Annotated in this window: 24 protein-coding genes; 6 read left to right on the forward strand and 18 right to left on the reverse strand. The window is 51.7% G+C overall.

Annotated elements, in window-relative coordinates; all coding sequences use genetic code 11:
* Window positions 1–32: 32 nt before the first annotated feature.
* Complete coding sequence (locus tag CBW46_RS10260; RefSeq protein ID WP_089199909.1) at window positions 33–1,583, reverse strand: extracellular solute-binding protein; 1,551 nt, start codon at window positions 1,581–1,583, stop codon at window positions 33–35.
* A 415-nt stretch (window positions 1,584–1,998) separates the two neighbouring features.
* Here CBW46_RS10260 and sleB point away from each other — a divergent pair, with 415 nt between their 5' ends.
* Complete coding sequence (sleB, locus tag CBW46_RS10265) at window positions 1,999–2,646, forward strand: spore cortex-lytic enzyme (protein WP_089199910.1); 648 nt, start codon at window positions 1,999–2,001, stop codon at window positions 2,644–2,646.
* 68 nt (window positions 2,647–2,714) lie between these two features.
* Here sleB and CBW46_RS10270 read toward each other — a convergent pair whose 3' ends face one another.
* Complete coding sequence (locus CBW46_RS10270; protein ID WP_089199911.1) at window positions 2,715–3,893, reverse strand: NAD(P)/FAD-dependent oxidoreductase; 1,179 nt, start codon at window positions 3,891–3,893, stop codon at window positions 2,715–2,717.
* A 34-nt stretch (window positions 3,894–3,927) separates the two neighbouring features.
* On the reverse strand, window positions 3,928–4,365 hold the full coding sequence (locus CBW46_RS10275; protein ID WP_089199912.1) for a DUF1641 domain-containing protein: 438 nt from the start codon (window positions 4,363–4,365) through the stop codon (window positions 3,928–3,930).
* A 403-nt stretch (window positions 4,366–4,768) separates the two neighbouring features.
* On the opposite strand from CBW46_RS10275, the gene CBW46_RS10280 reads away from it, so the two are divergent.
* Entirely contained in the window at window positions 4,769–5,635 is an 867-nt protein-coding gene (locus CBW46_RS10280) for an EcsC family protein (RefSeq protein ID WP_089199913.1), read from the forward strand.
* 71 nt (window positions 5,636–5,706) lie between these two features.
* Here the strand turns inward: CBW46_RS10280 and CBW46_RS10285 are convergent, their stop codons facing one another.
* The 6 genes from CBW46_RS10285 to CBW46_RS10310 all read right to left on the reverse strand — a co-directional run bounded on the left by CBW46_RS10285 (window position 5,707) and on the right by CBW46_RS10310 (window position 11,780).
* The gene (locus tag CBW46_RS10285) at window positions 5,707–6,408 is read right to left on the reverse strand and encodes a metal-dependent hydrolase (protein WP_207802265.1); all 702 of its coding nucleotides are present in this window, start codon (window positions 6,406–6,408) and stop codon (window positions 5,707–5,709) included.
* Window positions 6,409–6,482: 74 nt separating this feature from the next.
* Window positions 6,483–8,015, reverse strand: coding sequence for a tripartite tricarboxylate transporter permease (locus CBW46_RS10290; protein WP_089199915.1), 1,533 nt, complete (start codon window positions 8,013–8,015; stop codon window positions 6,483–6,485).
* 16 nt (window positions 8,016–8,031) lie between these two features.
* The gene (locus CBW46_RS10295; RefSeq protein ID WP_165842259.1) at window positions 8,032–8,463 is read right to left on the reverse strand and encodes a tripartite tricarboxylate transporter TctB family protein; all 432 of its coding nucleotides are present in this window, start codon (window positions 8,461–8,463) and stop codon (window positions 8,032–8,034) included.
* Between the two features lie 155 nt (window positions 8,464–8,618).
* Complete coding sequence (locus CBW46_RS10300) at window positions 8,619–9,680, reverse strand: tripartite tricarboxylate transporter substrate binding protein (protein WP_089199917.1); 1,062 nt, start codon at window positions 9,678–9,680, stop codon at window positions 8,619–8,621.
* Between the two features lie 95 nt (window positions 9,681–9,775).
* Complete coding sequence (locus CBW46_RS10305) at window positions 9,776–10,561, reverse strand: enoyl-CoA hydratase-related protein (RefSeq protein WP_089199918.1); 786 nt, start codon at window positions 10,559–10,561, stop codon at window positions 9,776–9,778.
* 31 nt (window positions 10,562–10,592) lie between these two features.
* The gene (locus CBW46_RS10310) at window positions 10,593–11,780 is read right to left on the reverse strand and encodes a CaiB/BaiF CoA transferase family protein (protein ID WP_089199919.1); all 1,188 of its coding nucleotides are present in this window, start codon (window positions 11,778–11,780) and stop codon (window positions 10,593–10,595) included.
* A 90-nt stretch (window positions 11,781–11,870) separates the two neighbouring features.
* On the opposite strand from CBW46_RS10310, the gene CBW46_RS10315 reads away from it, so the two are divergent.
* Together CBW46_RS10315 and CBW46_RS10320 are read left to right on the forward strand one after the other, a co-directional pair.
* On the forward strand, window positions 11,871–13,475 hold the full coding sequence (locus tag CBW46_RS10315) for an ATP-binding protein (protein WP_089199920.1): 1,605 nt from the start codon (window positions 11,871–11,873) through the stop codon (window positions 13,473–13,475).
* Window positions 13,476–13,480: 5 nt separating this feature from the next.
* Complete coding sequence (locus tag CBW46_RS10320; RefSeq protein WP_133253960.1) at window positions 13,481–14,167, forward strand: response regulator; 687 nt, start codon at window positions 13,481–13,483, stop codon at window positions 14,165–14,167.
* Window positions 14,168–14,174: 7 nt separating this feature from the next.
* Here CBW46_RS10320 and CBW46_RS10325 read toward each other — a convergent pair whose 3' ends face one another.
* Both CBW46_RS10325 and cdaS read right to left on the reverse strand, forming a co-directional pair.
* The gene (locus CBW46_RS10325; protein ID WP_341538179.1) at window positions 14,175–14,702 is read right to left on the reverse strand and encodes a gamma carbonic anhydrase family protein; all 528 of its coding nucleotides are present in this window, start codon (window positions 14,700–14,702) and stop codon (window positions 14,175–14,177) included.
* A gap of 201 nt (window positions 14,703–14,903) precedes the next feature.
* The gene (cdaS, locus tag CBW46_RS10330) at window positions 14,904–15,509 is read right to left on the reverse strand and encodes a sporulation-specific diadenylate cyclase CdaS (RefSeq protein ID WP_089200030.1); all 606 of its coding nucleotides are present in this window, start codon (window positions 15,507–15,509) and stop codon (window positions 14,904–14,906) included.
* A 249-nt stretch (window positions 15,510–15,758) separates the two neighbouring features.
* On the opposite strand from cdaS, the gene CBW46_RS10335 reads away from it, so the two are divergent.
* Window positions 15,759–16,112: a hypothetical protein gene (locus CBW46_RS10335; RefSeq protein ID WP_089199922.1), complete on the forward strand. Its 354-nt coding sequence runs from the start codon at window positions 15,759–15,761 to the stop codon at window positions 16,110–16,112.
* A 566-nt stretch (window positions 16,113–16,678) separates the two neighbouring features.
* The gene (locus tag CBW46_RS10340; RefSeq protein ID WP_089199923.1) at window positions 16,679–18,664 is read left to right on the forward strand and encodes an NPCBM/NEW2 domain-containing protein; all 1,986 of its coding nucleotides are present in this window, start codon (window positions 16,679–16,681) and stop codon (window positions 18,662–18,664) included.
* Window positions 18,665–18,747: 83 nt separating this feature from the next.
* Here CBW46_RS10340 and CBW46_RS10345 read toward each other — a convergent pair whose 3' ends face one another.
* The 7 genes from CBW46_RS10345 to CBW46_RS10375 all read right to left on the reverse strand — a co-directional run bounded on the left by CBW46_RS10345 (window position 18,748) and on the right by CBW46_RS10375 (window position 26,205).
* Complete coding sequence (locus CBW46_RS10345; RefSeq protein ID WP_089199924.1) at window positions 18,748–19,890, reverse strand: Gfo/Idh/MocA family protein; 1,143 nt, start codon at window positions 19,888–19,890, stop codon at window positions 18,748–18,750.
* A gap of 116 nt (window positions 19,891–20,006) precedes the next feature.
* On the reverse strand, window positions 20,007–20,852 hold the full coding sequence (locus CBW46_RS10350; protein ID WP_089199925.1) for a sugar phosphate isomerase/epimerase family protein: 846 nt from the start codon (window positions 20,850–20,852) through the stop codon (window positions 20,007–20,009).
* Window positions 20,853–20,896: 44 nt separating this feature from the next.
* The gene (locus CBW46_RS10355; RefSeq protein ID WP_089199926.1) at window positions 20,897–21,727 is read right to left on the reverse strand and encodes a carbohydrate ABC transporter permease; all 831 of its coding nucleotides are present in this window, start codon (window positions 21,725–21,727) and stop codon (window positions 20,897–20,899) included.
* The gene (locus CBW46_RS10360; protein WP_165842260.1) at window positions 21,724–22,608 is read right to left on the reverse strand and encodes a carbohydrate ABC transporter permease; all 885 of its coding nucleotides are present in this window, start codon (window positions 22,606–22,608) and stop codon (window positions 21,724–21,726) included. The genes CBW46_RS10355 and CBW46_RS10360 overlap by 4 nt, the downstream gene beginning before the upstream one ends.
* 312 nt (window positions 22,609–22,920) lie before the next feature.
* Entirely contained in the window at window positions 22,921–24,300 is a 1,380-nt protein-coding gene (locus tag CBW46_RS10365; RefSeq protein ID WP_165842261.1) for an ABC transporter substrate-binding protein, read from the reverse strand.
* Window positions 24,301–24,327: 27 nt separating this feature from the next.
* The gene (locus CBW46_RS10370; protein ID WP_089199929.1) at window positions 24,328–25,359 is read right to left on the reverse strand and encodes a zinc-dependent alcohol dehydrogenase family protein; all 1,032 of its coding nucleotides are present in this window, start codon (window positions 25,357–25,359) and stop codon (window positions 24,328–24,330) included.
* Between the two features lie 15 nt (window positions 25,360–25,374).
* Entirely contained in the window at window positions 25,375–26,205 is an 831-nt protein-coding gene (locus CBW46_RS10375; RefSeq protein ID WP_207802266.1) for a sugar phosphate isomerase/epimerase family protein, read from the reverse strand.
* Window positions 26,206–26,308 lie beyond the last annotated feature (103 nt).

Raw genomic sequence — 26,308 nt, forward strand, 5'->3', positions numbered from 1 at the left:
TGTGCTGCAGGTGCTCCGGAGCCCGACCTTAGCTATTGCGGGGTGAACCGGTCCGCCCCCACATCGCCTGCACGCCGCTTAGCATACTCTCGTGTAAATTCCTCCAGCACCTGGGCGCCGCCCGCTTGCTTCCAGTTCTCCACCGCCGCCTGCCAGCCGGCGTCATCAATTTTCCCCATAATGTACTGCGTTTGCGCGTCTCGTATTAATGCATCGAGCTCTACTCCTCTCTGCATGTACACTTTGGAAGTGAGAGTTAATGCCACATTCGGCACGGCATGCTTCAGATTATCCTCTACCATTTTCCAGCCTTTGCCCTGCAGCGAATTGAATTGTAACGGCAAACCCCGACCGCCGACTTCAAACGAAGGCAAGCTGTCCCGGTACGGCTTTACTTCCTGTTGAAATAACGACAAATCTTTTAGTTCCGCTTTGCCATCGGCAGTTATCGTATAGTGGCGTCCTTCCATTCCTCTGGTGAGCAGAGTCGACATTTCCGGCTCTAGCAGTTTATCGAAGAACGCCAGCAGCTGCTTCAGTTCCGCCTCTGTGCTGACAGTGGCTTTTGGAAACACATAAAAACCGTTGTTGCCCGGTTCAGCAGGCAGCATTCGTCCGGCCGGCCCGATAAAGGGCATGACATCAACTGCGGCCGATGGTACGTTCTTGGCTAACCGCTCATGTGAGCCGGCTGCGGAGGAGGCGTTGCTGATGCGTACTCCGGCCTTGCCCGTGTTCCATTTAGCGTCTGTGTCGGCAGCCTGCACAACGGCGAAATCGGGGTTGATTAACTGCTGCTGATACAATTTGCGTAAAAGCTTCATCGTCTCAAAATAGGGGCTCGTCATGAATTCCGCGACGATCCGGCCGTTCTCAACGCCCCATTTGTTTGGAGCGCCCTGCGTGACAGCAATCCGGGTCATGAAGGCGGCGCTCGATGCCGGGTCGTTATAGGACTCGTCCAAAAATAATCCGTACGTGTCACGCGCGCCGTTACGGTCAGGGTCACTTTCAGCAATAACTCGCATCAGATGATACCAATCGTCGAGGGTGACCGGGTTCGTTAAACCGAGGGCATCAAACCAATCCCTCCGGTAAATGATGCCTCCCCTCGCTACATCGCGGTAAAGAGGCAGCCCGTATAATCTGCCGTCCACCTTGATGTTGTCGTAATACATGGCCTGGGCCGCAGACAAGTTCTTGTATTCGTTCAGCAGAGGGCCGATCTCCCACAACAATCCGGACTCAATAGCGCTGAGCGTAGTGACATTCTGAGTTAATTTGATTGCCTTCGGCAATTCTTTGGATGCAAGCATAATACTTTTTTTGTCTTCGTAGGCGGCGGGCGGTATCCACTGGATATCAAGCTTTACGTTCGTGTATTGCTCGATGGCCAGCTCAATTTCATTGTCTTTTTTCGTTGTGTCTCCGACCTGCGGCGTGGCTATGCTTATTTCAAGCAGCGGACTGCCGGATTGATCGTCTATTGTTGGCAGCTGTTCATGCTGCACCACACAGCCGGTCAAGGATGCTGCTGTCACCGCCAACGAGAAAGTACGTACCGCAATACGCGCGCGATTCATCCTATCCCCCCGATGTTGAAGCATGGCATGGCGTGCCACAGAAATGGTAGACGGGAGCGGGAGCTCCCCCGCGGTGCTTCGGCGCTTGTCACAACGGTTTAAGGTTATGTGGTTACGCTTACAATTTAATGTTACCAAGTGACTTGATGACCGGCAATAGTATTGTTTCAACCTGTCTATGCTGCCGGAACCGCACGGCACACGGGTTATCACACCATGGGTTCAGGGATGAAATTACCATTTCTTGCTGGCCAATAGTACTAATTAAACCTCGTCTGCGTGCTGCCGCGTCTGCCTTCCGCCCCCCGCGCAAATGGGTACGCGCCGGCCGGCATGGCACGAATCCAAAAAGTGTAGGTTGAATCGGGAGCTTGAATCACCCTATAATCGACCCGAAAGGGGACTGATAGATTTTATGAAGAAATTGATAGCACTCGTTCTCTGCGCAGCGCTGTTGGTGACCGGGCTGGTCGGCCTCTCCAGCGGGCACGCTCAAGCCGCCACGCAGTTATCGAGAGGATCTGTTAACGGCGATGTCTGGGACTTGCAGTTCCGTTTAAAAGCCTTAGGCAGCTACACGCAGCCGTTGGACGGCAAATTCGGGGCGGGCACCGAAAAGGCAGTGCGCGCGTTTCAACGCAGCTATGGTTTGGCCGCTGATGGAGTTGTCGGACCTGACACTTGGGCAGCGCTGAAAAAATATACATTAAACCAGTATGAGATGGACATTATGGCCAAAACGATTCATAGTGAAGCGCGTGGTGAATCATACGCTGGACAGGTCGCGGTGGGAGCAGTGGTCATGAACCGCATCCAATCCGACCAATTCCCGGACACGATTCGCGAAGTGGTGTTCCAATCCCGCGCGTTTACCGCGGTAGATGACGGCCAATACTGGCTGACACCGAACCGCTCAGCTTATTTGGCAGCACTCGACGCAGTGCGCGGTTGGGATCCGACCTACAATTCACTGTATTATTTCAATCCTGACACTGCGACCAGCGACTGGATCTGGTCACGGCCGCAAACGGTCAAAATCGGTAAGCATATTTACGCACGCTAATGCCGGTTCACAAAAAACGCTGATCACCACAGGTGAGATCAGCGTTTTTGTGTATGTGTAGGTGTTATTTAGTAAGCTAGTGCAAACAAGCCGTTAATATGTGACAGGTAGCGGGCGTTGCTGGCTTTTTTCATCAAGGAAGCAGGAGTGCCTTTCAGTTCGATTCCGCTCTCGCCGATCGTGCCGATGCCATCCTTGCGTCCAAGACTGGCCAGCGTACCGGAGAATACCGGTGCGAGGGCGTCCATGCTGGTACCGTTGAAGTAAGAAGCGATGTTGTGTCCGACAACCTCGCCCATCTGCCATGCCAACTGAGCTGTTGGCGGGTATGGACGGCCTTCCGGACCGAACACGACCGCGCAGTCGCCCGCAAGGAATACATCGGGGTGAGACACGGACTGCAAAAATTCGTTGACCGTTGCACGGCCGCGATTCACTTCGATGCCGCAGTTTGCCACAAGAGAGTTGCCTTGTACGCCGCCCGTCCAAACCACCGTGTTCGACTCGATAGTTCTGCCGTCCTTCAGGCTGACTACGTTGCCGTTCATTTCGGTGATAGGCAATCCGGTTAAAAATTGTACGCCGCGGGCTTCCAGACTTGTGGTCGCGCGTGCAATGAGCTCAGGCGAGAACATTGGCAGAATGGTTGGCATCGCTTCCACCAGGTACAGCGACACATCATTGAAGTCCACTCCGTTCTCACGGCAAATTCCCGGCAGCTCGTCCGCGAGCTCGCCTACCAGTTCCACGCCGGTCAACCCGCCGCCGCCGATAACGAAAGTTGCGTCAGCTTTGTTTTTGGTTTTGCTGTATTCGCGGATCCGTTCCTTCACATGCGTATAAATCCGGTTCGCGTCCCCTACGGATTTCAACGTGAAGCTGTTCTCTTGAAGTCCGGGAATGCCGAAGTAGTTCGTTTCACTTCCAAGTGCCAAAACCAGTGCATCATAGCCATGGGTGGTGCCATCAGCGAGCAGCACTTTATGTCCTTGCAGATCGATATTTTCAACAGTGCCGACCTGCACATTGATCTGTTTGCCCTTAAGTAATTTGTCCAACGGCAGCGCGACTGCCTTCTCATCCACATTGCCTGCAGCAAGACGGTGGAGCTCCGTAATAATCTGGTGCGTGCCCACGCGATTGATCACTGTGATAGTAGCTTCTTCTGCCGATAAATTCGCGCGCGCAGACAGAGCACTCAACAATCCGCCATAGCCGGCACCTAAAATCAATATTTGTTTACTCACGTTTATCCTCCGTTCTGAAGTAGGTTGATCTCACTTAACCTTGCTGTTTTCTCTCACCCAATATATCCAAATATGCTTGGGCGAAACGAAGCATTCTTTGCAGTTCCGGATCTTTCAGCAGTTTGAGCATACCGAATAGGCCGATGGTTGCGTCGCTCTGTTCAGCGCGGTCACTTGCTTCAATAGCGGCGGACGCATAACCCTTTACTTTTTCCCCGAGCGGCTGGACCACTTCTTGTATACCGCCTACCATATCTTGAATAAGCACGCGGTCTGTCGCTACCTTCTGCGCCAAGTCGTATGTCTTGGTCAGCATGGTCACCATTTCGGTGAGCTTAGGCAGTTGATCCACCAACAAAGTCAAGGATTCTTGCACTTCCGGCTTTAACAATTGGTCGAGCACGTCCGGTTTGACAACACCTTGTACCGCGGCAGATGCTTGATCCGACTTCTGAACACTTGAGTCTGACATTTCTACGTTCCTCCTTAATTCATATGAGTAGTGCGGCTCGCAGCTGAAGGCAATGATGCATCCCTGTTGTATATAATAAACAATGATTTATTATATGTTTCTTAAGTGAAAATCTTCACATAGAAATCTTCGACTTCGTCTGAATCCGAAGCTGCTGCGAACAGGGTAAAAATGTTACTACTCTATTGTATACCTAAATGGCGGGCTATTTGCAATACCATTTTATTGAATGCTGTCGCATGAAGCACTGCTTGCAATACCATTTTTATGAATATTCCCCGCGTCGACCGAAGTTAACAAAAAACTTATGTGCGGTTCACATATGATCTCGAATGGTAAAAGGTATGTATCGCGTACGCAGTTTCTGCGTAGTAAATGAAAACAACGTAAGGAGGCGGCGGCAGTGGTAGAAAACCGCGAATATCTTCAGCAGCGGCTGCGAGAAATCGTACAATGGGAGAATGAAACAAAGGATCTGTGGTTCTGGGAAAAGCTCGGCCGGCTGCCTTTCGCGCTGTTGGACAAATTGACTCCGAGAGTGATTCAGGATCAACTCGCGACTGCATTAAACGAGATTGGCAAATTTATTCAAACCGGGGGCGACTACCTCTGGTCGGAAAAAGCGATTCTGAGCAAATTGCAGCAGAAATACCGGGACGGGGACCAAGAACAGATGGATCTGGCGCTGCCGAGCGCGATTCGGACAGGGGCGGATTTTACCATTGCCGATGCCAGACTGCTCCCTTTAACCGTGATGGACCAAGCTGCCGATGAGCTGAGGGCAAACCGCAGGAACATTGCCACCGTACAGGGGGCCGCGACTGGATTCGGCGGGCTTTTCACTATCGTGGCCGACATTCCGGCCATGCTTGGACTGTCTCTGAAGCTGCTGCAGGAGCTGGCGGTATGTTACGGATTCGATCCGTCCGATGAACGTGAGCGTACCTTTATAGTAAAATGCCTTCAGTTCTCGTCCTCCGACTTTGTCGGTAAGCAGGCTATCCTCAAGGAGTTGGCGGACTATGATCATGAGAACAAACAAGTCCAGGTGATGAGCCAGCTGCAGGGCTGGCGGGAGGTCGTCGCCGCTTACCGTGACAGCTTCGGCATGAAGAAGATGTTTCAGCTCGTGCCGGTGGCGGGCACCTTGTTCGGCGCTTATGCAAACCGTGAGGCGCTGCAGCAGGTGGCGGAGACAGGTCAGATGCTTTACCGCAAACGCCGGATCATACAGCGTCTTCAGCAATTAGAAGCTCACAGCACGAAGTAATGAAAGAGCACGACTCTTAACGCATTGGAAGGCGCGCGAGTCGTGCTTTTTTGTGCATGTGACGCTATCACTCAAATGCTGCCTGCCTGAAGTTCAATCTTTTCGCCTGGGGCAAGGACTTGGGCATTCTGCCCTTGCGCCTGCACTTTAGCAGCGAACGCGTCGGCATCCTGGCGAATGATGGGGAACGAATTGTAGTGGACGGGTATGACAAGCTTCGCGCTGAGCCACTTTGCGGCCACCAAGGCATCTTCAGGGCCCATTGTAAAGTGGTCGCCGATCGGCAGGAACGCAACGTCGATGTCGAACCTTTCGCCGATCATTTTCATATCGCCGAACAAGGCGGTGTCCCCCGCATGCAAGACGGTCAAGCCCTCCGCCCGGATAATATAACCTGCCGGCACCCCTCCGTAGATGGTTTGGCCGTCGTCCGTCGTGATTCCGGAGCTGTGAAACGCTTGAATCATCGTCGCCTTCGCAAAATCGAGATCAACCGTGCCGCCCAGGTTCATTCCGATTGTTTTCAATCCCTTGCCTTCCATATATGAAGCGAGTTCGACCACAGCTACAATAGGGGCGTCATTATCGCGTGCCACCTGTGGCGCATCGAGAATGTGGTCTGTGTGTCCATGTGTTAATAGGACGGCATTCGTCTTGATGTCCTCCGGCTTTGTCACCGCCAGCTCGTTTCCCCTCAGAAACGGGTCGATCACCAGGGATTTTCCGTTAGTTACAATTTGCACGCACGAGTGCCCATGGTAAATGATTTCCATAATATTAATCTCCTCCGCTGGTTCAGTGGTTTTTGAAAACTGTCACGTCAAACGCTCATCTACCTTCGATTCTATCATTTACCATGGGGGTGGGCAACAATACCGGACGTGTTCGCGGCCTTGTCCTTTCTCCTCACGAGCCTTAATATGAACGGCGCTGCGATAAACAGAAGAATGAAGCATAACACCGTGACGGTTATCGGGCCTCGCACAAAAATTGCCGGATCACCGTTACTAATATCAAACGATTGCCGCACAGATGTTTCGAACATTGGCGTCAGCACAAAAGCCATCAACAGAGGCGCAATGGGATAACCGTTCATACTGAGAATAAAAGCGATTGCGCCAGCCGCTAGCATGATCCACACATCGAACATATTATTCTGGTCGGTATATGCTCCCAGCACGCAAAAGATGATAATTATAGGGATCATAATTGCATTCGGAATCCTTATAAAATAGATCAGAAGCGGGATGATGGCGAGTGATGCCATTAGACTGATCACATTACCGATGTACATGGATGAGATCAAGCCCCAGACGAAATCCGGGCTGCTTTGAAACAGCAGCGGTCCCGGCTTAAGTCCCCACATGATGAGTCCGCCCAACAGCACAGCCGTCGTGCCCGAGCTGGGGATACCGAGAGACAAGAGGGGCGCGAATGCCCCGACGGCGGTTGCATTATTGCCCGACTCAGATGCGGCAACGCCTTCCAGCGCACCCTTGCCCATTTGCTCCCGGTTGCGGCCCATTTTCTTTTCCAGGATGTATGAGAACATCGAACCTGTCGTCGCTCCCGCTCCCGGCAGAATGCCGACAAAGCTGCCCAATATGCCGGTGCGGACAGACGGAGCGAGAATTCTTTTGGCTTCGTTTTTATTTAACAGGCTTTCCTTGAACGTAATCTTTTTTTGTGTGTCCGCGTTTACCTTCTGCACCATCATCTCCATTATTTGACTGAATCCAAACATGCCGATGATTAAAGGCGCGAAAGACAGCCCGTTTAACAGTGTCATCGACCCAAATGTAAAGCGTGATTGTCCCAAGGTGGTATCCACCCCTATTGTTGCGAGCAGAATACCGACAAACGCTGCGATTAGTCCTTTGCGGCGGTTAACACCAAACAGCAGGCTGATAGAGCACAAAGCCAGCAGAATGACGCAGGCAATTTCGGCCGGGCCGAAAGACAAACCGATTCGAGCCAGCATCGGCCCCATAAAGGTCAGAAAAATAATGCCGATCGTACCACCTATAAACGAAGATAGATTGGACGTAAACAACGCTTTGCCCGCCAATCCTTTCTTCGCCAGCGGATAGCCATCCAATGCCGTTGTAATGGAAGAGGACTCGCCCGGAATATTGACCAAAATAGCCGTGTAGGAGCCGCCGTACATACAGCCGTAATAGATTCCTGCCAGCATAATAATGCCTGTGGTCGGATCCATTGTGAACGTCAGCGGCAGCAGCAGCGCCACACCGGTGACCGAGCCCAACCCCGGCAATCCTCCGACGATGATACCCAGCATCGCACCAACGATAGCAGCCAATAAATTGTGTACGGTAAGAGCGATGGCAAAGCCCCCTAGCAGTGACTGGATAACGTCCATACTCTCATCCTTTCATTTAAATTCCCAAATAACCGGCCGGAAAGGGAACCTGAAGGAAAAATCTGAACACAAGATAAATAACGGCGGTTGCGCTGACTCCAATGAACGCGGCGCGATGAATCGGATATCTCTCGAAAAATAGTAGCCAGGCTATGACAAACAAGCCAAAGGTCACAATCATCCCGCACACCTGAAACACCGCTATCATCACTATGGTGGCTGCGACGGGCAGCCATTGCTTGGCTTGAATTTTGGCTGCCTTCTCCCCACTCTGCTTGGCACTCTTGGCACTCTCCACGCAGCAGAGCACAGTCGTCAAAACACCTGCCACAAACGGCAAAAATCCGCCGCCCGGACCTTTATTAACCCACACTCCGTACTTAAACCAACCTTGATACGCCCAATACGCCCCAATCAACGCTATTACCATAGGTACAATTCTGCCCACTTCAGCAGCACCTCCGCGCCACGCCATCGACCATAGCGTGCCTCAGTTATACTTTTTTCACCGCTGGGTGTGAGCCTCCCAGCTCTCACCCGCGTGAACCATTGCAAATATTTGAACCGCACGATGTTTGTTATTGTTGGCCCGGGACGTCCAGATTAATTACGAGGTGCCATCTCCTTGTGGATATCAAGATATTTATTTAACGCTTCCTCAAAATACTTCTTGCTTTCCTCCGCATTTTTGTACTCGCTTTTCAGATTGTATTTCTTGATATAGTTGTCCTGCCATTCCTTGGACTCATGGATTTGTTTGAATACGCCCTCCCAGTGTTTCACAGCTTCCGGCGGCATACCGGGGGGGCCGGCTACAGCGCGGAATTGGGTGAGCTGAATACCGGGGTAGCCTAAGTCTTTAAAGCTCGGCACTTGCTCGAGCGGGCTCGACAGCCGTTCTTCCGATGTTGCGGCCAGCGCCCTCAGCTGCCCAGCTTCAATCTGTGCGATGACCTCGTTGGGATTGCTTGACATCACATCGATATGTCCTCCGATCAAGCCGGTCAGTGCCTCGCCGCCGCTGTTGAAAGTAACGTACTTTAATTTTGCTCCGGCATGCTTGTTAATGAGGTGGTGTATCAGATAGTCTTCCTGTGTCGCTCCGGCCCCGCCAATCGTCACTTTGTCCGGGTTCTCTTTGGCCGCTTTCACCAGGTCGTCAAACGTTTTGAACTCGCTGTCCGCCTTTACCAATATTAAAAAGGAGTCAACAGCCAAGGTGGCGATGGGTGTTAAGTCTTTTAACATAACATCTGCTTTATTCACTACGGTGGCGGCCTGCTGGCCGGACACCCAAGTCATCAGCGTGTGGGCGTCTCCCTTTTTGCTGAAGGTGTAGCTGTTGCCTACCGCGCCGGTTCCGCCGGGCTTGTTGATGATTAGTATGTTTTTGTCCACCAGCTTTTGAGTCTTCATGATTTGCGCCATAGCGCGGGCGTTGATATCACTCCCTCCGCCGGCACTGTATGGAACGACAAATTCGACATCTTTGGTGAGGGTGAAACCAGCCGAATGACTGATGTTGCCACCCGTCGTCGTGCTGCCGCCTGCGGAAGCAGAACTGCTGCTGCCCTGGGGAGGAGCCGCCGCCGGCGTGTTGGCACAACCGGTAAGCATGGATACCGCAGCGATTGAAGCTAATAACGCCGTAAGAAATTTCCTCATATAAAAAGTGAACCCTCCTTGTGCGATTGTTGGTCAATCCGCGGGTTACCTGCAGCGGTGTCACGCTGAAAGGCCCTGCCGCTTGTAACGTTAGCTCAACAGTACCTGAACTGTGCATGCCTCTTTTCCAAAAAGGCATTCACCCCTTCGCGGTAATCATCCGTTTCGAAAGACTCCAATACCAACTGAGCAATCTCCGGAGTATCTCTCACGGCCCCCTCCAGCACTTTGCCGATGATATACTTTGAGCCTCTAACGGAAAACTGGGCGTTACGGCAGATCAGAGCGGCGTACTCATACGTTTTGTCTACCATCTCCTCACTGGTATAGATGCGGTCTACCAAGCCAATGCGGTATGCTTCGTCTGCGTTCAGCAATCGTCCTGTGAAGAGGATGTCCTTGGCTTTTGCCGGTCCGACCAGATCCACCAAATTTTTTGTTCCCGGCAGGTTATACACCAGTCCGAGCTTGGCCGGGGTTATTCCGAATCTGCCCGTGTGATCGGAAAAGCGGAAATCACATGCCAGGGCGATTTCGCAGCCCCCGCCAACGCAAAACCCCTGGATCATAGCGATGGTCGGTTTGGATAAATGCATGACCTTTTCCTCCGCGATCAATGTTGCCCTGTTGTATTTGTCCGCGCCCTCCGCCGTGTACCTGAGGGTCTTGAATTCACTGATGTCGGCGCCCGCCGAAAAAGCTGTTGCATCGACGCCGCGGAACATGACTACTTTGATCTGTTTGTCGTGTTCACACTCGTCCATCAGTTCGGAGATCGTGACCCACATGTCATAGCTGAGGCCGTTCCGCTTTTCCGGCCGGTTGAAATAAATGGTCGCGACGTCATCGTATTTTTCCATATAAATTTGCTCAGTTGGCATGTACAGTCCCCCACTTACTATTAGTATAGGTTCACAGAATGACTCCGCTTTCCCTCAGTCTCTGAATTTGCTGCTCATCTCTACCTATAGACTGCAAAATCTCGGCCGTGTGCTGCCCCAAGGTCGGCGCCGGCATCCTAATTTGACCAGGCGTGCGTGAAAATTTGGTTGGTATGCCTACCATTTTCATATTGCCCATGGTCGGATGCTCGACTTCCTGGATCATATCCCTCGCCATGTAATGCGGATCTTGCATAGCCTCCGCGAAGTTGTTGATCGGACCCGACGGAACTCCCGCTTGTTCACATTTGTCAAGCCAGTGTGCGGAATCTTCGGTCACCAGCACTTCTTCGATCAACGCTTCCAACTCCTCGACGTTGCCAATTCGTTCGGTGTTGGTTTTGAACCGGGGGTCGGAAATCCATTCCGGCCTCTCAACCACAGCGGTACAGAACTTCTCCCATGTACGTTGGTTGGCACAACCGATCATGATGTAGCCGTTACGTGTTTGAACCGACTGATACGGGGCTGAGGCACGATGGCGCCAACCCGTCGGTCCGGGAATCTTGCCGTCCGCGAAATACGCGGCAGCTTCCCAAGTGAACCAAGGCAATCCGACTTCCGCCAGAGATACGTCCACATGCTGGCCTTCGTTTGTCTTTGTCCTATGGATGTATGCCGCTAATATGGCATAGGCTGCCGTGATGCCTGCGCCAATGTCATATACGGCTATGCCCGATTTCATCGGCTTTTTGCCGGGCTCCCCGGTCATGCTCATCAAGCCTGTCATACCCTGCAGTACCAGATCGAAGCCTCCCTTATGTGCATAAGGTCCTGTCTGTCCGTAACCGGAAATAGAACAGTACACGATACTTGGATTCATTTCTTTGATTGTGTCAAAGTCTATCTTCAGAGACTTGGTTACTCCCGGCCGGTAATTTTCCACGAGGATGTCCGCTGTCATCGCCAGTGTGTAAAAAATCTGCTTGCCCTCATCGGTTTTTAAATCTAACGCTATGCTTTTCTTATTACGATTGATCTGGAAAAAGCAAGTCGATTCCCCGTTCACAAACGGTCCCATCTGCCTCGAGTCGTCGCCGCCGTTTTTCTTCTCCACCTTGATGATCTCGGCGCCCAAGTCCCCTAATACCATCGTGCAATGAGGGCCCGCCATAATTTGCGAGACGTCAAGTACCCGTATTCCCGCTAACGGAAGCATGCACAACACTCCTTACCAATAAAATGGTGTAATTTTCTGACTATTTTTAATATAATAGTTTGGAGAATCTCGCCAAAAGGAGATAGGCCGTTGCCGCTATTTAAGCAGAAGCCCCCGCTCCAGCTGCGCATCACCGGTCTGGTGCTGACAGTGGTGCTCTCCATTCTGGTTATCGTCGGCTATCTTTTTAATCTCATCATCGTGCAATCCGTGGAGGATGCGGTCGGCAAAAGCGCCATGGATGTCGCAACCCTGCTGTCGGAGCTGCCGGATATCCGCCAGGCAATGGAGCAGCGCAATCCGAACTCATATTTGCAAACGCGAACCCAGGAAATCAAAGCAAAAACCCAAGCAGGTTTCATCACGATCTTGGACGCCAACGGCATACGCTATTCGCACAATAACCCGGAGCTGATCGGCAGGCGGTTTACCGGCGGTGATGAAGGCCCGGCGCTGCGCGGCGAACGGTACATTTCCAAGGCTGTGGGCATTTCCGGACCGTCAATCCGCGCATTCGTCCCAGTTGAAAAGGACGGTCGGATTATCGGTGTTATTTCTGTCGGCATGTTCAACAACAATGTCTACAGCATCGTCAACTCTTATTTCTCGTCCGTGCTGTACTACCTTTCCGTCGGCCTCGGCTTGGGCATCCTGCTATCCATCCTTCTAGCACGAAGTATCAAGAAAACGATGTACGGCCTGGAACCGGATGAAATCGCTTCCATTGTCAAGGAACGCGAAGCCCTGTTAGATTGTCTGCATGAAGGTGTCCTCGCGGTGGATAAGTCACGGACAGTCACCCTTATCAATGAATCGGCCCGCACCACGCTGTCGCTGGGCAGCGACGCGCTAGGTAAACACGTCACGGAGATCATTCCAAGTTCCCGTTTAAGCGCAGTAGTCGAGACCAAGGAAAAAGAGTATAATTCCGAGCATTCCGTCAACGGCGTTACGATCATTGTCAACCGCGCCCCGATTTTGGTGAACGATGAGGTGGTGGGAGCGGTCTCTACCTTCAGAGACATCACGGAGCTTCGCAGCCTCGCCGAAGAACTCACCGGTGTGAAGCAATACGTCGAAGGGCTGCGTGCCAAGACGCACGAATTCATGAATCGACTCCATACGCTGCACGGGCTGCTTGAGCTGCAGGAGTATGACGAGGCAAAAGCGCTCATACTGCAAACGAATCGCGGCCAGCAAAAGCTGCTCCAGTTCCTGGGACGAAAGATACTTGATCCGAAAACTTCAGCTTTGCTGCTCGGGAAGATGCAGCAAGCGGAGGAGAAGAGCATAGCATTCACCGTTCATGCCGGCAGTCATTTGTCTAATCTGCCTGATGATGTCTCGAACAGCATGATCCTGGTTCTGGGCAATCTCATCGACAATGCTTTTGATGCCGTCGACGGCCGCGCTAACGCAACCGTGGAAGTGACTCTCCTGGAGCAGCCGGACCAATGGGTTATCTTGGTGGAGGACAACGGCCGGGGCATACCGGAAGAGCAGCTCGATCTGATTTTCCACAAACATTACTCAACCAAAAATTCTGACAGAGGCTACGGCCTATATCTGGTGAAGAATCATGTCGATCACGCACTGCGTGGGCAAATCGACATCACGTCGACACCCGACGAAGGCACTGCTTTTTGGATTAACATCCCGAGACGTGGAGACCCACAACAACGCATAGGAGGGTGACCTTGATGCTCAAAGCGTTAGTGATTGAGGATGATCCAATGGTCTCAAGCATTAATCAGAAATACTTAAACAGCATTGAACTTGTTGAATGTGTCGGCCATGCCAGAACCGGACATGAGGCGATGGATCTCATCGCGACACTGCGCCCGGATGTTATTCTACTTGATATTTTCATGCCAGCGATGAATGGCTTGGAGCTGCTGCGTGAAATCCGCAGGAAGTTGATAGGCGTCGACGTGATACTAATTACGGCTGCGGATCATCCGCAGATCGTTGAAGAGGCCATGCGGCTTGGCATCATCGATTACATTATCAAACCGTTCGACTTCGCACGCTTCCGCGCTGCTATGGAAACGTTGAAGAAAAGGCATTGCTTATTCCGCGAACATACAAATTTGAATCAACAGCTGATAGACTCGCTGCATGCTTCCAAGCAGAAGTTATCGACGGGCGAACCAGCCGCGCCGCCAAAAGGCATCGACGCCGTCACGCTGCAGATGATCCGGGAAAAGCTGGCCGCGAGCGGGACGCCTCCATCGGCTCAAGACATCGCCGATCAGTTGCAGCTCTCACGTATCACCGCCCGCAAATACCTGGAGTACATGTGTGAAACCGATGAAATCACGCTCGACTTGAAGTATTCGGCAAAGGGACGACCGACCAAGCTGTACATTTACAAGGGAAAAATGTAAGCGGTTACTAAACCACTGGTTTAATCAACTCCTTGTATCTCCGGCTTTGTTCGACATAATGTTTAGATACCGATTCCAGCATACGCAAGTCATCTTCATCCAATTCACGAACGATTTTACCCGGCGTCCCCATCACCAGCACTCGCGGCGGTATCCGTTTCCGTTCCGGAATCAAAGCGCCTGCGGCAATCAAAGACTGCTCCCCGATTTCCGCATGGTTGAGAATGATCGCGCCCATCCCTATCAACACTCCGGTGTGTATTGTGCAGCCATGCAGGATGACGTTATGCCCTACCGTTACCCGGCTTGCAATACGCAGAGGAACTCCGGTATCCACATGCAAAGTGCAGCCGTCCTGGATATTGGATCGTTCGCCGACATGGATGGCTGCGTTATCGCCACGCAGCACCGAATTAAACCACACGCTGGACGCTGCCTCCATTGTGATGTTTCCGATGAGCTGAGCGCCAGGGGCGACGTATGCCGTTGGATGTAGACACGGTTTGAGTGAGCCGAGCGAGTAAAGCATACGCATTTGTACCTCCTTTCCGTTATCCTGTAAGGATTAGTGTTGTAGCGTTTATAATCAGATTATAGCGCGTGGTTATCCCTGTGTGTTTTTTCGTAATCAACGTAAAATGATTCAACTAATGTAACTTACTTTTGTAATTTATGTAACGCGCAAAACCCGGCGGCCACGCGCCGCCAGGCTGCACCTATCTATCCGCGCAACAGTTCAGCTAAGGGCAAAGGCGTATAGGTTGCCTGTCATGCTAAACGAGGCTTTGCCCGTTTCTTCCGACACTACGATCACAAGAGCGTCGCTGCGCTCAGTCAACCCGATAGCCGCTCTGTGCCGGGTGCCAAGCTTCTTTTCCGTTACGATGGCAGTGAGCGGAAGGACGTTGGCCGCGGACACGATTTTATTGCCGTGCACCAGCACGGCTCCGTCATGGAGCGGCCCACCGGCAATAAACACAGATTCCAGCAGAGCATGAGTTAACGTCGCACCGATAGGTATTCCCGGAGTGATCAATTGATCAAGCGGGTCCTCGCGCTGCACCACGATTAAGGCACCGTGCCGCCTTTTCGATAAGTTCTGTGCGGCCTGTGTTATGTCCCAATATTTATCCGTATAAGAAGATAAGTAACATCTCATATAGAAGGTGGCCGCAAGGGATTCAGCTGCGCTGATTTCCGCCCCGATCGACGCGAATTCGTTGAGCAGACAGCGGTCTTCTTCATCTAATCCGCGCAGCGTACTCTGCAACCGCTCAATCACAGCCTGCAGCTGATCCTTAAGCTCCAGTTTGAGCGGGGAAAAATCGCATAATTCATCCATTGTACTAACTGGTCCGTAATGTACCGGGCTGATGTTGTCGGCTGTCACTGGTGTCGTCTCGAACATGGTCAAATGGCTCCAAATCCATGTGAAATAGTGTAGCTATAGCATGTGCTAACGCCAGTGGAAATATGAGTCAGCTCTGGATGTAGGGAGACGCTGGCCTCATGCCCTGCCCTTCTGGCAACGCCGGCATAAATAAATATTAGCGTCGAATTTTTGCACACCAGACGACAAGGAGATGAATGCATGAAGAATAGAACCGAGTTGACCACTTCACATAATGTGGCGAAAAGAACAGGTATGAAGTATAAAAAAGTGGCGCTAACCACTAGACAGGCACGTGCCACACAGAACCTTGGGAATGGTTTCAGTCGCGTTGTGTTTGACGTAACCGTGCCCGGCAACACGTATGCAGACTTCAGCTTTCGCCACGCACAAAACAAAGTTATCGATTGTGGTTGGTGGATCGACCGCAATCTGTCGCAGCCGGCATACCCGGTGAGCAATTATCCTCTGACGAACCACGAATGGATAATAGTGCTGCGCAACCTCGCTTCGAATGCCAGAAATGCACAGCTGCATTTTCTCGTGAAAAGATAGCACAACGAAGCTGCGCCGCGGCCGGTTCTCCCCCACCAGGCGACCTACAAAAACAGGCCGCCACCCTTAGTGAACTGCACCTCCAACTTGTCAGAACGTGATTTTGGGGTGCAGTTGCAGTCGACCTAGGGGCGTCGTTTGTCGCCCGTTGGATTATAGCGCCTTATGATACCCATCCGGTGCGCGGGAGAGCCGCGAATAAACGTAACAGCCGGTCAGCGTAGAAATCAGCGCTGATATCGTAGAAATGAGTAAATTGAAAACGGTTACACATGCTGTGTTATAATAGGGGATATTGGCACATTTTACATAATGGGTTAACCGCTCATATAGTGCGGCCTAGCGGACGCAGCATTGACGGGACATCGGGACATCGGGGACATCAGGGACACTCGCAGCCGCTGCAAAATCGTCAATCGCCCTTCTTTAATCACCACTTTGACTCAGAAAGCAAAGGTGATGCTGGTGTGAACAGGTTAACGTGGAGCGGTATCCCTCCTCCCCGCAGAGTACATACATGACACAAGCCGCAAAGGAAAACAAATAAAAGGAGTGACATAACGGCTATGAAACGTACCCGAAGTTATCGATTTTTTTTGACTGTTTTTCTTACAATATTTCTCTCGTCAGGTATCTTATGGTTTAGGGATGCCCGCCCGGTTAATGCGCTCGATAACGGTCTGGCAGAAACACCGCCTATGGGATGGAACAGCTGGAACAAATTTGGCTGCAACATAAATGAGAACCTTATTAAGGAAATGGCCGACAGCATGGCGGCGAGCGGAATGAAAGAAGCGGGATATGAATATGTCAACATCGACGATTGCTGGATGGCGCCCACCCGGGATGCCAACGGAGACCTTCAGGCGGATCCTGACCGTTTCCCAAATGGGATTAAGGCGCTGGCTGATTATGTTCACAGTAAAGGATTGAAATTGGGCATATACGAGGATGCCGGCACAAAAACATGCAAGGGACTGCCGGGAAGCTACGGCCACTATGAACAAGACGCGCGGAAATTTGCCGAATGGGGTGTGGACTATCTGAAATTCGATTGGTGTTACGCCACCGGACTGGACGCGGAAACGCAATATACTCAGATGAAGAACGCGTTGTCGGCCACCGGACGGGAGATTGTGTTCAGCATATGCAACTGGGGAGAGCAGCATCCATGGGTATGGGGGCCACAAGTAGGCCATCTCTGGCGCACAACCGCAGATATCAGCGACAGATGGGACTCCGTGATGAGTATTTTGGACCAGCAGGTTGGCCTTGAATCATACGCAGGACCGGGACATTGGAACGATCCCGACATGCTCGAGGTGGGCAATGGCGGCATGACCGCAGACGAATACCGGGCGCACTTCAGCTTATGGAGCGTGTTGGCCGCTCCGTTGATCGCGGGCAATGACCTGCGCAGCATGTCGGACGCGACCAAAGAAATTTTACTCAATAAGGAAGTCATCGCGGTCGATCAAGATCCAGCGGGTCTGCAGGGAAAGAAAATCGAGGATGATGGCGATCATGAAATTTGGATGAGACCGCTGGCGGACGGCGATCGGGCAGTTGTTTTTCTCAACCGCGGCAGCCGAACTACGACTATGAGTATCCATACGGCGGCGCTCGGTTTGGACGAGTCCGCAGCTTATATTGTGCGAGACCTGTGGGCGCACCAGGAAACGGCTGTGACGGGTGTTATCGATGCGGTGGTGCCTGCGCACGGCACAACCATGTTCCGGATAAGCCAAGGTCAAGCGGACAAATCACAGCCGTCTGTTGCGCTTGCGCAGCTTTCGACCGATTTGATCGTGCCGGGCAAACCCACGGAGGTAACGATGACACTGGCCAATAACGGTTTCACTGACCTGAGAGAGATAGATGTGATGCTAGATGCACCCGACCAGTGGATCGTGCGGCCCAAATCGGATACAACGCTGAAAAAACTATCAAATAATAAGCACAAACGAACCATGGAAGTAACGTGGGAAATCACTGTCCCTCAGGACGCAAATGCAGGCGCTGACAGCCTGACAGTCAACGTCAGTTACAGCCACGGTAGCAAAAAGACACCTAACACTGTCACGTTCCCGCTATCTGTGCAAATTCCACCGGCGGCGCCGGCAGCAGACGCATTTGTGAGTGATCTGCCGTTCTTCGGAAGCAGCGTTAACGGCTGGCGCTCGATCCAAAAAGACAAAAGTGTCGGCGGTAAACCTATCACGCTCAACGGTGTAACTTACGATAAGGGATTAGGCGTGCATTCGCACTCGGAGGTATCTTACTATCTGGGCGGGAACGTATCGGCGTTCACTGCAGATGTTGGGGTGGATGATGAAGAGCGGGATGATATGGGTTCCGTTAACTTTCAAATATGGGCTGATGGAAAAATAGTGTACGACAGCGGGTTAATGGTGGGCGAGTCTCCGGCGCAACATGTGAACATCGCCACGGATGGAGTGAATGTGCTCAGACTCGTTGTAACAAACGGCGGCAATGGCATGACTGACGACCACGCCGATTGGGCGAATGCGAGATTTACGGTGAAACGCTGATGCAAACTCACGCTGCAAGAGACCCGGGATGCACTCGGGTCTCTTCTTTTATTGTTTGTTAGCTGCAGCAGGACAAGAAGTTACTATGTATCAACACGTATCCATTTCTTTTCCTGATAACTTTGCAGCACCGCCTCAACGATTCGCATATTGCGATGTCCATCCGCTAACGTGGCAAAAGAGCTTTGATGCTGCCTATCGAGCACCTTTTTGTAAAAGTCGATGCACAGATTCTTGAGCCCGTCCGGCCAGCCTTCGTTGTGCCCGCCGGGATAATGCGCCAGCTCGGCCGATTTGGAAGACAATAAGTCAGGGTCCCGGAACCATGCCTGACTCGCCTGCTCTCGCTTGCCCACCCAGAGCTGATCCGGCTTTTCCTGATCCCACGCGAATGACGAGCGGCTGGTCGCGATTTCAAAATGGAGCCGGTTTTTTCTGCCCGCAGTGACCTGGGACACCGTAAACACGCCTTGCACGCCGTCTTCGAAATGCACTAGTACGCTGCCGTAATCTTCGGTACTCACCTGTACCTCTTCGCGCTCGGTCTGCCCGCTCGCCGTAAATGTGGACGTTTTCGCCTTGGGGCGTTTCCTCACTGGATGAACAATTTTCAGATCTGCAAATACTTCCGTTATCTTTTTATTCAATACGTGCTGTACCGTATCGCACCAATGCGATCCGATGTCGGCAACAGCGCGTGAAGGGCCATTCTGCTCAGGATCCAGTCTCCAGCTGTAGTCGGTGTCATATAACAGCCAATCCTGAAGATATCCTCCATACACGAGGTTAATTTTGCTTTGAGCCTCCGCCTGCAGCATTTCTTTAATTTGCGACACCATCGGGTAATGCCTGTAATTGAAGCTGACTCCACTCACGACATCCGTTTGCGCGGCCAATTCCACCAGCTCCGCCGATTGAGTGCTGTTGATTGCGAGCGGCTTCTCGGACAGCAGGTGCTTGCCTGCAAGGAGTACTTGCCGGTTAATCTCGAAATGCATGGAGTTCGGCGTACAATTATGAACCGCCTGGATGTCCGCATCTGCCAGCATCTCTTGGTATGACGCATATGCTCGCGGAATATTCATTTTGTCCGCGATTTCTTTGCTTTTTTCCAGGGAGCTTCCTGCTACCCCCAGCGGTTCTACGCACGGTATCCGCCTCAACGCTTCCATATGTGCCGTTGCGGAGAAGCCCGTGCCAACAATGCCCACTTTAATGGTATTCATTCGATTATCCCTCCAACCTAGCAGCTGAAATTTTTCTCAGTGTGGACGCATGACTGCCATGCCAATGCACGCGGCTGCTGTGGCAGACGTATGAGTTCACAAGCGGTTACCTGCTGTCATTTGAGCTGCAAACTATTCACAATTGCCTTGATATGGTCGATTGACTGCTTGGTGTATTCATCATAAATGGAGCTTGCTTGAGCTTCACCGTGGTGCGCCACCAGATAGGGATTCGAGACCGGAGGCAGAAATTCCATCGTAATGTTGCCCGTGTAGCCCAATTCGAGCAGCGTGCTGATCACACCAGTAAAGTCGGTCTGCCCGTATCCGGCGGCTTCCCGTGTATTGTCCGCAATGTGCACATGCATCAGATGGGGGGCAATGCTGCGCAACGCGGCCGCATGATCTCTTTCCTCAATGCTCATATGAAACAAGTCCGCCATGATGCCGACACTCTTCACATCGACCTGCTGCACAAATTGTTTTGCCACGTCTAACTTATTAACCAAATAAGTCTCATAACGATTCAACGCCTCGACTGATAAATGAATGTTTTTTTCAGCCGCGTACGTACCGGCCTCCTTCAAGCTGGCGACCGCGTTGGCCCACTCTTCCTGCTGGGTTGTGTCCGGGCCGCTTTTGCCTACCGGCGTCGGGACCACTATAACCACGGTCGCGCCTAATTGTACCGCCATGTCAACACAGTCCTTGACATATTGAATCGCATTGTGCCGGATATCCGGTTTGCTGCTGGATAAGTCGCGCTCAGGAGTGTAAATGCCACAAATCGATGTGCATGTGAGGTCATATTGCTGGAGCATTGCCTGTGTCGCCGCAATATTGATTTTTTTTGGCTCCCCGGCCAGCTCCACGCCGTCATAGCCGTGCTTTTTCAGCCTCCGTAAGCTGAGCTCCATTTCTTCGTGACCGAAGATCCATTGCGTCACGCTGTATGTGAACATGTATTTTTGCCTCCTTCGACAATGCTTGGCTTTTGATGATCGGATTAGCCTTTCACCGCGCCCATTGTTAGACCACGTACCATTTTACGCTGCAGTGCGATAGTAATGACCGCGATCGGCACAATAATCATCGTTCCCGCCGCCGCGATCTGGCCCCACAGCACACTCACCGGTGTAGCGTATTCATTCAGCCCAACGGGGGCGGTCCGGACATTCGGCCCAGACAAAATATTCGCGAACAAAAATTCATTCCATGCGAAAATGAAAGACAGCAGTCCGGCGGATATAAGGCCCGGTGCAACGACCGGGAAAATAACCCGGAAAAATGCGGTAAACCTGTTGCATCCGTCGACCAGCGCTGATTCCTCCAGTTCACCGGGAACGTCCTTGAAAAAGCCGTACAACAGCCAGATAGCGAGCGGCAGATTCATAAAGGTATACATCAGGATGAGAGCCGTATACGAATCGAGCATGTTGAATTTGGAGAAAAGCAGATAAATCGGCGTAATCGAGACGATAGGCGGCACAATTCTCAAAGTGAGAATCCAGGTGAGAACATCTTTGGTCCCTCTCAAGCCGTATCTGGCGAACGGGTACGCTACGCCGCAGCCGAGCAGTACGGCAAAGAGCGTTGACACTAATGATACGTAAAAGCTGTTCATCAGATATGCCATAAAGTTCCGGTCAAACAATACGGTTTTGTAATTATCAAAGGTGACCGAGAAAATCCACTTCGGTACGGCGGTAAAGGCATCATTTTGCGTTTTTAGGGAAGTCAAAATCATCCAGAAAATTGGAAAAACAAACACTACCATAGCGAGCAGTACAATGATGAGCTGCAGACCAGCCAAGCACTTCTGTTTGGATGTGTTCATCGTCTCGGCTCCACCTCGAATACATCGAATTTCTTCAGCAGCAGCGTGAGCAGTCCCACTACCACAATCAACATGACGACGCAGATAGCCGCACCATAGCCGAATTCGAGGAACTTGAAGCCTTTGTCATACACAATCCAGCTCAACGTGGACGTAACATTGACAGGCCCTCCCTTGGTCATCATATAAATAGTGTCGTATATCCGGAATGCGTCGATGGTTCTCAACAGCAACGCAATATAAATGATTTTGGACAGCTGTGGAATGGTCACGTACCAGAACGTCTGCCAAGCGGATGCGCCATCGATCGAAGCCGCTTCATAAGGCTCGTCGGAAATGCCTTTTAATCCGGCCAGAAGAATGATCATCATAAACGGTGTCCACTGCCACACATCGGTGATGATGATCGCCGTCAACGCCTTATCGGGATTGGAAAGCCACGCGTTTCTGCCGAATCCGAACAGTTCAGAGAAATAGTTCAGCACGCCGTACTGGTCGTTCATCATGAATCGGAACATCAGGCCGACAACTGTGGGCGCCATGGCGATAGGGATGAGGATCAGGGATTGAAAAAGGCGTTCCCCAAAGCGCAGCTGGTTTAAAATAACGGCCAATGCAAGTCCAATGATAAACTCCAAAGACACCGTGCTGACGACAAAAACGGCCGTCACTTTGATCGCGTTCCAGAAATTGTGGTCTTGAAATAACGTAATATAATTATCAAACCCGACATAGGGCTGCGTTTTCCCAATTGGACTGTATTTTTGAAAACTGATCTTTAAAAGAAACAAGAAGGGATAGATGGAAAATAGGAGCAGGAGTATCACCCCGGGTACCATCACCAGATAAGGCCCACTCCTGTTCAGTCTGAGTTTGTTCATATTCCACGCTCCCGAATGATAATTTCGGGGAAGAGTCCCCCTCATAAAGTGCAAACCAACTACTCGTTGGAAATGCGGAACAGCTGGGCGGAGTGGGCATGCTCTTCCGGCCGCTGTGGTCAGTAGGAAATTTTGATTAAGCTGTTGATCGGTGATTTCCTACTGACAAAGGCGGACGCTGTCGCTCCTCCAGAGCATACCCACCTCCTGATTATCCGCAATTCATCTGCTCAGATTGGCTAGTGCTAACGAGGGGCACCAAATCCCCCTCTTTTATCAATCTATCGCTACTAGCGATACCTGCCTTCGCTGCTACTTCAGCATCGCGTTAACCGCTTCGTCGGCTTTCTTCAATGCGTCTTCCACGGTAATTTGCTTCAACTGTGCGGCGCTGAGATATTCCGATACGGTACTTTCCCACTTCTCTTCTTGCGGGAAGAATGGGCGCGCTTTCGTTGTTTTCATAGCCTCCTGGAGGGCCTCGTATCGACGGAATTTTTTCACATCGGTGCCTTCGATTACTTGATCCGTCAATGTCGGATCCGAGTAAGATTCCTCGCGAACCGGATCACCGCCGCCCATCGCAGCCTGCTTCACATCGTTTTGTTTGCTTTCCAGCCAAGTCATAAATTTAAAAGCTTCCTCCGGATGCTTGGTCGTTTTGGGCATGACAACGGACCAGCCCGCAAGATGAGGTACGGATTGTTTCATCGCCGGCACTTGAACAAAGTCCCATTTGCCCACGGTTTTCGACGTTGTCGGATCATCTACCTCAAAAGCGGACCATGACCAGTGCAGCGCCATCGCCAGCTTGCCTTGCGCGGCATCAGACGCTACTTCCGCGAACGTATAATCGTTAATTCCCGGCGGCGAGTAGCTTAGCAGATCGGCCCACGTTTTCGTCGCCTCGATAGCTTCCGGCGTGGACAAGGAGGAAGTCATGCTGCTCCAATCAATTACATCCGCTCCGTTGGAATACATAAATGTAAGCCATGTGTGAACATTACCGAAGCCTTTACTCGCTTGAGCGGCCCAACCGTACATTTTTTGTCCGTTCACTTCTTTGCCGTTAAAAAATTTAGCCGCGTCGCGGAACTGCTGCATCGTTTTCGGCGGTACAAGATCGTAGCCGTATTCGGCTTGGAATTCCTGCTTAATCTTTGCATCATTGAACAGATCGGAACGGTACCAAAGAAGGTGCGGATGGATGGTTTGGGGCAGCCCGTAGATGGTTCCGCCCTCGCCGAAAGAGCCGTTCTTGCCGTTCCACTGCGTCAATGCCAGTGCCCGCGGCAAGTATTTGGATGTATCGATGTTGTTCTGTTTGATCAGGTCGTCCAGCGGATATAAGCTGTCTGTGGATGCGAATTCCGGTACCCAGTTGTAATCCACGTTAAACAGATCATAATTGGCTTGGCCGGCGATGGACAAAGCGAGCTTTTGATAAATTACATCACGTCCGACGAGCTCAATATTCACCTTTACGCCGGTTTCTTTCTCGTATTCTTTTGCCAGCTCCTGTGCGGCTTGGCCCCATGTGGCGCCAAGGAATACCCCGTTCAGCGTGACCTGTTGTCCGGATTCGCCGCTGTCGCCGGATGCCGACGCATCGTTATCCGAAGAGCAAGCGCCTAGCAGCATGGAACTGGTGAGCAGCAAGGCCGCAGATGACTTGATCCACTTTGATTGCATATTCATCCCCCCTGAAACTGCAAGAAATTAAGAGCAGTCTACTATAATTTTAATCGTGTCTTTGTTGCTCATGGCTTCGCGGATTCCTTCCTCAGCTTGGCTCAACGGAATCGACTTGCTGATAATATCGCTGGGTTTGAACCGCTTGCTTGAGATCAGATTGATCGCTTTCAGCCAGGTGTCGTATGTACCCGCATAGGAACCCACTATGGTTAACTCTTTGCTGTAAATTTCGAATGGCCGGATCTCCATCGTGGCAGTGGCCGGCGCGGCTCCATAAGTGACCAGTGTTCCACCGCGACGCACCATCTGGAATGCTTGCGTGTAAGTCGGCACCGCACCGACCGCCTCAATAACGAAGTCGGCTCCCCGGCCTCCCGTCAAATCCTTCACCGCCCGCACCGCCTCCTGCGAGGACGCGTCAATTACATGATCAATGCCGAGGCTTCTCGCCTTTGCAAGCCGCACCGCGTTCATTTCGCTGATGGTAACCTTGCTTGCACCATTCAATTTTGCCAGCTGTGCATGCACCAGTCCCATCGGACCCGCTCCAATGATCGCGACCGTGCTGCCCATTGTAATGGCGGCGCGCTCCTGTCCGCGGATGACGCAAGCAAGCGGCTCTATATATGCCGCATCTTCCCAGCTCATATCTTCCGGCAGCTTGTAGATGTTGGACTCCGGGACTTTCACATACTGCGCGAACGCCCCGTCGATATGAACACCGATCTGCATGATTTCTTCGCAGAACAGTTTATGCCCCATCCGGCAGAAGAAGCATTTGCCGCAGCTGATATTAATGTCCGCAGTGACTCTGTCCCCAACTTTGACTGTGGTGACAGCGGACCCGATTTGGGCGACCTCACCCGAAAATTCATGGCCTTGGATGAGCGGTGTCGGCGCCGGGAAGTGTCCGCGGTAAATATGGGGATCGGTGCCGCAAATGCCGCATCGTTTGACAGCAATCAGAATTTCATTGTCCGCTATTTCAGGAACAGATACTTGTTCAATTCTCATGTCTTCCGGTTTGTGGAGGACCGCAGCCACCATAGTTTCCATTGTGGTACAACCTCCTTATGATAAAGAACCGAACAATTTTTTCAGGTAGTCGATGGATTCTTGTGTGTATTGGTCGTAGAACTCTTCACATCTCACGCCGCTGAATGGGTCTGCGAACGGTGGCAGAAGCTCCATTGAGATGTACCCTTTGTAATTGATATCCAGCAGCGCCTGTGCGAGAGGTTTAAAATCAATGTGGCCTCTGCCGGGTGCCGCGCGGTTGCTGTCCGCAAAATGAACGTAATAGAGCTTGTCACCAACGTTCCGGAATGCTTCCGCGATGTCGGTTTCTTCAATGTTCATATGATACGTGTCGCCCATGCAGCCCACATTAGGCAGGTTGATTTGATTCACCAGTGCGAGCGATTGCTCCAGTCGGTTGATTAAGTATGTTTCGTAACGGTTCCACGCCTCTAGGGCCAAGCGCACTCCGTGCTCCCCTGCGTAAATTCCGGCTTCTCTAATTCCTTCGGCCGCCCAACCCAGCTCTGTATCGAGATCCGCTTCCGCGTGAATTTTCATGTTGGCGGTCGGTGTCACGGAGATGCCTTTAGCGCCGATGGCACTCGCGAAGTCTACGCACTGCTTCAAGTAGTCCACTGCGTTTCGTCTGATGGCGGCATCGCTTGACACCAGGTCACGCTGCGGCGTATATATTGCGCAGATGGATGACGCTTCCAAATTGTATCTGTCGAGCGCCTCCCGGATGCCGCGCGCATCCAATTTATCAGGTTCTCCTACGAACTCCGCGCCGTCATATCCAAACCGTGAAATTCTCTTGATCCCTTGTTCTATTTCTTCCCCAGCATAGACCAATGTGTTGTACCCATATTTGATGGCACTCACGTTTCAGCGCCCCCTCCTGTGGAAATGAATTACACCTTCATGATACACACGCATAAAAAAAGAATGAACATGGGTAAATTAATGTTTTCCCTTGCTTTCTTAA

Source organism: Paenibacillus xerothermodurans, assembly GCF_002220865.2.
Classification (GTDB): Bacteria; Bacillota; Bacilli; order Paenibacillales; family NBRC-103111; genus Paenibacillus_S; species Paenibacillus_S xerothermodurans.